The 725-nt window shown below is 64.8% G+C and carries 1 pseudogene; it reads right to left on the bottom strand.

Going from position 1 to position 725, the window contains the following annotated elements:
- A pseudogene (locus tag HK11_RS10800) lies at window positions 1–725 on the bottom strand (Ti-type conjugative transfer relaxase TraA); the annotation flags it as partial.

The raw sequence follows: 725 nt of genomic DNA, 5'->3' as shown, positions 1-725 counted from the left end.
GCTTCCCCGCCAGGCCGGACCCGCTCCAGATCCCGCACAGCGTCAGACAGCGCCTTCTTCTGATACTCCAGTAAAGGCAGCTCCTGACGCACCATGCGCTCAACATCCATCATAGCCCGCGCATACCGCTCCACCGCCTGATGCAGAGGATCACGCCCCGGCACAAACCCGTCCGGAAGGGCAGCTTCCTTCCCGCGCTTCACAGACCGCAGCTGCAGCCCCGCAAAGGGAGAGGCAGGAGCCTCATGCTCAACCCCGCCACTCCCCTTACTGACCTCAGCCTCCATCCCGTCCGGCACGTCTTTTTCTCTGATGCGACGAGCAGACCCCACGGACAGCTCCAGCCCGTCAAACATCCCGCGTTTCTGCTCTGCCGGTGCAGGCTCAGACCCATGGGTCACTTCGCTCTGCCTGTCCTGCCGAAGGCCTGAGACAGCCTTGCCGCGCGCCACCATGATCCCGCTCGCAGGGACATCCAGACTGCGCCGCCGCGCGAACCCGGCATCCCGATCCCGGTCATGCAGGTAATCCAGCGTGGTATCCTTCAGCCGCTCGCGCGACAGCCGCTTCACCAGCCCGTCCCGGTCACCCACATCATCCCGGCTCCAGTGAATGCTGACACTGTCCCGATGCCGCGACAGCGCCACATAGGCCCCGTGCCGGTCCATACTCCCCGTCGCCAGAACATGGGCCCGCTCCACCGTCACACCCTGCGATTTATGGAT

The organism is Acetobacter sp. DmW_043 (assembly GCF_002153485.1).
GTDB lineage: Bacteria > Pseudomonadota > Alphaproteobacteria > Acetobacterales > Acetobacteraceae > Acetobacter > Acetobacter thailandicus.
The sequence above is the reverse complement of the archived record's forward strand: the minus strand, read 5'-3'. Positions and strand labels throughout refer to the sequence as shown.